7 protein-coding genes and 1 other annotated feature (1 of these 8 cut by a window edge) are annotated in these 7,688 nt (G+C 29.5%); all 7 genes read left to right on the top strand.

The window, feature by feature from the left end; translation table 11 throughout:
* Window positions 1-373 precede the first annotated feature (373 nt).
* The 7 genes from infC to OW729_RS08820 all read left to right on the top strand — a co-directional run bounded on the left by infC (window position 374) and on the right by OW729_RS08820 (window position 7,300).
* The gene (gene infC, locus OW729_RS08850; protein ID WP_268061135.1) at window positions 374-892 is read left to right on the top strand and encodes a translation initiation factor IF-3; all 519 of its coding nucleotides are present in this window, start codon (window positions 374-376) and stop codon (window positions 890-892) included.
* A gap of 19 nt (window positions 893-911) precedes the next feature.
* Entirely contained in the window at window positions 912-1,109 is a 198-nt protein-coding gene (gene rpmI, locus OW729_RS08845) for a 50S ribosomal protein L35 (RefSeq protein ID WP_268061129.1), read from the top strand.
* Between the two features lie 30 nt (window positions 1,110-1,139).
* Complete coding sequence (rplT, locus tag OW729_RS08840; protein ID WP_268061128.1) at window positions 1,140-1,499, top strand: 50S ribosomal protein L20; 360 nt, start codon at window positions 1,140-1,142, stop codon at window positions 1,497-1,499.
* A gap of 401 nt (window positions 1,500-1,900) precedes the next feature.
* Window positions 1,901-3,256, top strand: coding sequence for a TrkH family potassium uptake protein (locus OW729_RS08835; RefSeq protein ID WP_407647656.1), 1,356 nt, complete (start codon window positions 1,901-1,903; stop codon window positions 3,254-3,256).
* A 12-nt stretch (window positions 3,257-3,268) separates the two neighbouring features.
* Window positions 3,269-3,931 (top strand): potassium channel family protein, encoded by a 663-nt coding sequence (locus OW729_RS08830; RefSeq protein WP_268061126.1) that lies wholly within the window; start codon window positions 3,269-3,271, stop codon window positions 3,929-3,931.
* Window positions 3,932-3,943: 12 nt separating this feature from the next.
* A complete protein-coding gene (locus tag OW729_RS08825; protein WP_268061125.1) occupies window positions 3,944-4,738 on the top strand; it encodes a TrmH family RNA methyltransferase in 795 nt (264 codons plus the stop codon).
* A 480-nt stretch (window positions 4,739-5,218) separates the two neighbouring features.
* Window positions 5,219-7,300: a methyl-accepting chemotaxis protein gene (locus OW729_RS08820; protein ID WP_268061124.1), complete on the top strand. Its 2,082-nt coding sequence runs from the start codon at window positions 5,219-5,221 to the stop codon at window positions 7,298-7,300.
* A gap of 229 nt (window positions 7,301-7,529) precedes the next feature.
* Window positions 7,530-7,688: a binding site (T-box leader), on the top strand (it continues 91 nt past the right edge of the window).

Raw genomic sequence — 7,688 nt, 5'->3', positions numbered from 1 at the left:
TCTTAAAGCAACCTTTCTCAGTATGTCCACCTCATTTCAAGTTATGAGGTTTATTGTATACTAAAATTTATATTTGGGACATAATCACATGTGTTATATTAAGACATTATCATATATCAATCAGAGAAAAAGAAAATAATTTATAAAAAAGGTTGACAATACAATAAATAAATAGTACAATACTACGTGTCAAGAAGAAACGGGCTGTTTCTCACCTTACAGCACTGCTAGTAAGGTTATGAGGTAGAATAATCAACCTAAATGAATTTTGATTATAATACAAGGAACGGCTCAAAGCTGTTCCTTTTTTATTATGTATTTATATAATGAAAGTATGATTTATATTTCTTGTTTTATAAAAACTCGGAGGTGAATTAATATAAAAAAAGATAGTCTAATAAACGAAGAGATCAGAGAAAAAGAAGTAAGAATTATAGACGATGAAGGACAACAATTAGGAGTAATGAGTTCTAAGGAAGCATTACAAATTGCAGAAGGAAAAGAACTTGATTTGGTTTTAATATCACCAAATGCTAATCCACCTGTTTGTAGAATAATGGACTTTAATAAGTATCTTTATGAACAAGCGAAAAAAGTTAAAGAAGCTAAGAAAAAGCAAAAAACTGTTAGCATAAAAGAAATCAGATTAAGCCCTACTATAGAGGAACATGATATAGGAATAAAAGCTAATCATGCTAGAAAATTCCTAATGGGTGAAGATAAAGTTAAAGTTACTGTGAGATTTAGAGGTAGAGAAGCAGACCATTCTTACAAAGGTCATGAAATTCTAAAAGCCTTTTTATCAAAGATAGAAGATGTTTGTGTTGTTGAAAAAGCAGCAAAACTTGAAGGAAGAAACATGGTAATGGTATTAGCTCCAAAGAGAGCTTAGTTGAAAGGAGGAACTTACAATGCCAAAAATGAAAACACATAGAGGAGCCGCAAAAAGATTTAAGAAAACAGGAAGCGGAAAACTTAAGAGAGCTAAAGCTTTCAAAAGCCATATCTTAACTAAGAAGAGCTCAAAAACAAAGAGAAATCTTAGAAAAGGTACTCTTGTATCTGAAACACAAGAAAAAGCAATGAAGAAATTATTACCATACTTATAATCGATATAGTAGGAAAAGGAGGTCTTTAAAATGGCAAGAGTAAAAAGAGCAGTACACGCTCGTAAAAAACATAAAAAGGTTTTAAAACTTGCAAAAGGTTATTATGGAAGAAGAAGTAAAACTTTTAGAGCTGCTAACGAAACAGTAAACAGAGCTTTAAGATTTGCTTATGTTGGTAGAAAATTAAAGAAAAGAGATTTCAGAAGACTTTGGATTGCTAGAATAAATGCAGCAACAAGAATGAGCGGTCTTTCTTATTCAAAATTTATGAATGGAATGAAGCTTGCTGGAATAAATATGAATAGAAAAATGCTTTCAGAAATCGCTATAAATGATCCTAAAGCATTTGCTGATCTAGTAGAAGTAGCAAAAAAACAATTAAATGCTTAAAACAAAATGCGGCTTTCATAGCTGCATTTTATTTATATTTGGATATGTTTTAAGAAGTTATTGACTTTATATGATTTTTTTAAACATATTTTTAGAGCTAATAAAGGAAGGTTTATATTAAAAAAATATAGTTCATAATTTTTAATGGATTTGTCTGACTGAACGTTATCATTTATACATCTATAACATCGATATATTTTTTATAAAGTATGTTTTAGATTGGTATTGATTATAATAAACAAAGAGAATATTATTATACATAATAAAGTATTTAATTCCCAGTCTACAATTATCAATATTTACTCAAATAATGTTTACTTATAAGTAGTAAGGAAAATAACATTTTTGAAAATTGATAAATGGAGAGTGGGTATTATAGAATATAGATTTTTTAAATTTTTATGAATTATGAGGTGTTGAAATTGCAAAACAAAAATAAACGAAAATTATCACCTGTTCAAATATTAGCTATAGGATTTGCAATTGTTATTTTAATTGGAGCGATTTTATTAAGTCTTCCGATAGCTTCTAAAAATGGTATAAATACGCCCTTTATAGATTGTATATTTACATCTACTTCTGCAGTATGTGTTACTGGGTTAACCACGTTAAATACTGCTGAACATTGGACTTATTTTGGTAAGACAGTTATAATATGTTTAATTCAAATAGGTGGTCTTGGATTTATGTCTTTTGCTACTTTACTTGCACTTATTTTAGGTAAAAGAATAACTTTAAAGGAAAGACTTGTAATGCAGGAGGCAATGAACTCATTTTCACTTCAAGGACTTGTAAAATTAGCTAAATACATATTAATATTTACTTTTTCCGTAGAAGGTGCAGGGGCACTATTAATGTCTACAAAGTTTGTTCCGGAATATGGATTTTTAAAAGGATTATATTTTAGTATATTTCATTCTATTTCTGCATTTTGTAATGCAGGATTTGATCTTACTGGAAATAGTTTAGTACCTTATTTTAATAATTCTGTTATCATACTTACTATTGCTGCGCTTGTAATTATAGGAGGCTTAGGTTTTTCAGTTTGGGCAGAAATATATAATTATAAGGGAATAAAGAAACTTTCACTCCATGCTAAACTTGTAATATCAGCTACTATTGTTTTAATTTTAGTTGGATGGATTTTAATGTTTTTATTTGAAGTAAATAATCCAGGTACTATAAAAGATTTTTCCATAAAGGATAAACTTTTATCATCTTTTTTTGCATCTGTTACTCCAAGAACAGCTGGTTTTAACTCTATATCAACTGCAGATATGACTCCAGCAGGTAAGGGATTGACTATACTTTTAATGTTCATAGGAGGATCACCAGGTTCTACTGCAGGGGGAATCAAAACAGCTACCGCAGGATTACTTTTAATGACCGTTATTTCTGTAATAAAAGGAAGAGAAGATACAGAAATTTTTAAAAGAACTTTAAGTAAGGAATTAGTATATAGAGCATTTGTAATAACTACAATAGCTTTTGGAGTTGTGGTAACTGGATCTATGATATTATCTGTTACTGAGCCAGGAGCTTCACTAGAACATATAATATATGAAACTACTTCAGCTTTTGCAACAGTAGGTCTTACTTTAGGATTTACACCTAAGTTAAGTTTTATTGGTAAAATAGTAATAGCTTTAACTATGTATATAGGAAGGGTGGGTCCTTTAACATTGATCTTAGCATTAGCAAATAAAAAGAAAGGAAGTTCAATAAAATATCCAGAAGGTAAAATATTAGTTGGTTAGGGGTGATTTCTTATGAAAAAAAGACAATTTGTAGTAATAGGACTTGGTAGATTTGGAAGTTCTATAGCTAAAACATTATATTCATTAGGAAACGATGTTCTTGCAATTGATGCAGATGAAGATATAGTTCAAGGTATTGCAGACAGCGTAACTCATGCAGTACAAGCAGATACAACAGATGAAAATAGCTTAAGGACTCTTGGAATAAGTAATTTCGATGTAGCTGTAGTAACTATAGGCTCGAATGTTCAAGCTAGTATAATGACAGCGCTTTTAGTAAGAGAGCTTGGAGTTGATTATATAGTGGCTAAAGCACATAATGAGTTACATGCAAAAGTTTTAAAGAAAATAGGAGTAGAAAGAGTAATTTTCCCTGAAAGAGATATGGGAGTGAGGGTTGCTCATAATCTAGTTTCTTCTAATATACTAGATTATATAGAATTATCTTCTAATTATAGTATTGCTGAAATAGCGGCCCCTAAAGAGTGGTATGGAAAGACGCTAAAAGATATTGATATGAGAGCAGAATATGGAATAAATGTTATGGCAATTAAAAAGAATGATGAGGTTAATATTGCACCTTTAGCTGATGATGTAATACAACCAGATGACATTGTTGTTGCTATAGGTGGAGTAGAAGAATTAAACGATCTTGAAAATCAAATAAACAAATAAAGGGTGAAGTTTTTGAATATAATTGAGAGCAAACAGAACTCGCTTATAAAAGAAGTAAAAAAGCTACATAAAAAAAAATATAGAAATGAAAAAAAGCAATTTGTAGTAGAGGGCTTCAGATTCGTAGAGGAGGCATTGAAGTCCTCTTTTAACGTCCCTTATATATTTGTAAGTGAAAGTGGGATGGATAGATATAAAAGTTTTAAGATAGAAGCTTTAATTAATAAAAATACTGAAGTATATTCTATCAGTGATACCATATTAAAAGAGATATGTAATACAGACACACCTCAAGGAATTTTAGGCGTAGTTGATAATAAATCTGTAGAAGTTGAGAATACCATTGGATTTTATGTATTAGTTGATAAGATTCAAGATCCGGGAAACATGGGAACTATAATAAGAACTGCACATGCTTCAGGTGCTTTAGGAGTTATAATAACAAAAGGAACTGTAGATATATACAACGATAAAACCTTAAGGTCAACTATGGGATCAATATTTAATATTCCTATAATTGAGGATGAAGACTTAGTAACAATAAGAAGTCTTAAGGAAAAGGGATTTAAAATAATAGTAAGTTCTTTAGATACAGACAAAAATTTTTATGATATCGATTTAAATCAAAAAATTATTATTGCTGTAGGAAATGAGGGCAACGGAATAAGTGAAGAAATATATTCCATTGGAGATGAAAAAGTTAAGATTCCTATGCCGGGAGGAGCTGAATCTTTAAATGCAGCTGTTGCAGCAGGAATAATGGTTTATGAAGCAGTGAGACAGAAAACAGCCCAAAATAATCAATGATCAGTGTATAATAATGAGATAGAAACTAAATTTACTGTAAAGAAAAAAATCAGTTATACTGGTTGTTGAAAATTGGCAACTTAATTCTAAAATAGTAATTATATATTTGCGTATAAAATTTTAACATTTATTAAATACAATAATAAAACATATAAAAACATCCACTAAATAATCAAGGGTATTAGTGGATGTTTTTATATGTTAAGAATAATGTTTTTAACTTGCTTATTTGGATACATTTTAATAAATATATAAGTTTAAACAATATAATTTTTTCTATCTGTAAAATAAACATAAAACAGGTTACAAAAGAATTAAGAGATTAGAAATAACTAATTATAGGAAAAAATATAAAGCTAATGGTAGTTTAGTCGAAAATATAGATATAAACATGGCCCTTAGTTTCACCCAGCTGAGAGTTAGAATAACTAGACATCAGATAAAATTCTGAAATGATGTAAAATACAAAGGAGTAAAAGTATGTCAAAATTTGCAACGAGAGAAATAAGGAGTTTTACAAAAATTAAAAGTATTAAAGCAGTAATAATTCTTTCAATTTTACCAGTTGTTTTAATATCTTTGCTTATTATGGGTATTTTTTCAAATTATACTTCTAAAAAGCTTTTAACTTCAGAAATTGAAAGTAGGATGAAGCATCAATTAGAAGAAACTATAAATCTTATAGAGAAAGATATGGAAAGACATGCACAAATAGCAGTGGATTTGGCTAAAGTAGCTGGAGCAAGTAGTACAATCTTAACTAAAGATGCAATTATAAAAGCTCAAGAGGGGGTACTTTCTACTAATAAAGATACTCTAGGAGTTGGTGTTTGGTTTGAACCCTATAAATATAGGTCAGATATTAAATTTTTCGGGCCTTATGTATACAAAGACAATGATACAGTAAAAATTACTGAAGATTATGCTACAGAACAATATAATTATCCAAAACAAGATTGGTATCTTATGGGCAAAAGTGCTAATAAAAATATTTCATGGAAAGAACCTTATTATGATGAAACGTTAAAAATGACTATGGTAACATCTACAGCACCAATAAGTGATGGGAATAAAAAATTTTTAGGTGTAGTTACTGCAGATATGAGCCTGGATACTATACAAAAAAATATTAAGAATATTAAAGTAGGAAATACGGGTAAAGCTATGCTTCTAGCCAAAGATGGGACATACTTAGCTGGAGTTTCTGACAAATCAGTTATGAAAATTAAGATTACAGAAGATGAAAATAAAAGTATAGCTAAATTAGGTAAAGAAATTTTAAAAAATAAAGAAGGGATTTCATCTTTTGATGAAGAAGGTAAAAATTTTGTATACTATAAACAGATACCAAATTTAGAGTGGAGTATAGTTCTATCAATTCCACAAAAAGAACTATATGCTCCAGTCAATAAGCTATTAATGAATATAATTATATTAAGTACAATTACTTGTATATTAGTAATACTTACAGTTAGTATATTTGGAGCATATATTACTAAAAATATTAAAGAAGTAAATGACCTTTCATATGCAATTGCAGAAGGAGATTTAACACAAACAACAAATATTAAAAGTCAAAATGAGCTAGGGTCAATGGGAAAGAACTTAAATAGAATGACCAATAACTTAAAAGAATTGATTGGTAAAGTTACAGGAAGTTTAGAACAAGTAGTGGCAACCGCAGAGGAACTTACTTCAAGTTCTGAACAGACGCAAGAATCTGCTGAGCAGGTATCTTTAGCTATTCAACAAGTAGCAGCGGGTAGTGTGGAACAGGTGTCTATAACTAATGATACAACAAAGATAGCAGAAGATATATTTACAGGTATGGAACATATATCAAATAATATACAAACAGTAACAAATACTTCTTTAGAAGCATTTAAAAGAGCTGAAAAAGGTAATGATGTAGTTTGTTCTGCCATAAAACAAATGAATAATATTAGTGAAAAAGTATCTATATCTTCGCATGGGGTATTGGCATTAGGAGAAAAATCAAAAGAAATTGGAAATATAGTATCAGTTATAACAGATATTGCTGGACAGACAAATTTATTAGCATTAAATGCAGCTATTGAAGCAGCAAGAGCTGGTGAACAAGGGAAAGGTTTTGCAGTTGTGGCTGATCAGGTTAAAAAATTGGCAGAACAATCTGCTTTGGCCGCAGGTAATATATCAAATTTAATAAATGAAATACAAAAAGAGATATCAAATGCTATTAATGCTATGAACAATGGTAATAGTGCAGTTGAAGATGGTATAAATATGGTAAATCAGGCAGGACAATCTTTTGGAGAAATATTAGAAGATATAAACCATGTAGCTTCTCAAATGCAAGATGTAACAGCAGTAACAGAAGAAATTGGTGCAAGAACACATAACATGGTATCTGCAATTGAAAATGTAGCTAAGATTTCTACGGAGTCCTCAGAAAAAGCAGAAAATGTAGTAGCAGCTTCTGAAGAGCAGACAGCATTAATGAAAGAAGTAGCTAATGCTGCTGAAAATTTAACTCAGATGTCTGTGGAACTTCAAACTTTAATGAGTAATTTCAGACTATAGTTTTGCTAAATAGTTATATATTAGTTGAGTTAGATTTTATATGAAATTTGCTATACTAGTAAAAGATCGGTTATTGATTATAAAAAAAATATTTGAAATTAATCTTATATATGGTTATAATATAATGTAAGTTTAAGATATGTTTTAAAAAGTTATTAATTGGCAATTAAGACATATCTTTAGCTGATGATGTGAAAACTTAAGCTATATCAATTCAAAAATGTTAATAAAATAAACTATGATGAAGAGAGTAGGTATATGAATTCTCACAGGGAGAGAAGGTCTTAGAGTGGGAACCTTCTTAGAAAACAGTATACTGAAGTTCACTTCGGAGTTCTGATTGTGAAATTTAAGTAGTAATCAGCGGCAAAAAAGTCGATAATATTTA

It is taken from the genome of Clostridium brassicae, from assembly GCF_026738875.1.
Lineage (GTDB): Bacteria > Bacillota > Clostridia > Clostridiales > Clostridiaceae > Clostridium_H > Clostridium_H brassicae.
The sequence above is the reverse complement of the archived record's forward strand: the minus strand, read 5'-3'. Positions and strand labels throughout refer to the sequence as shown.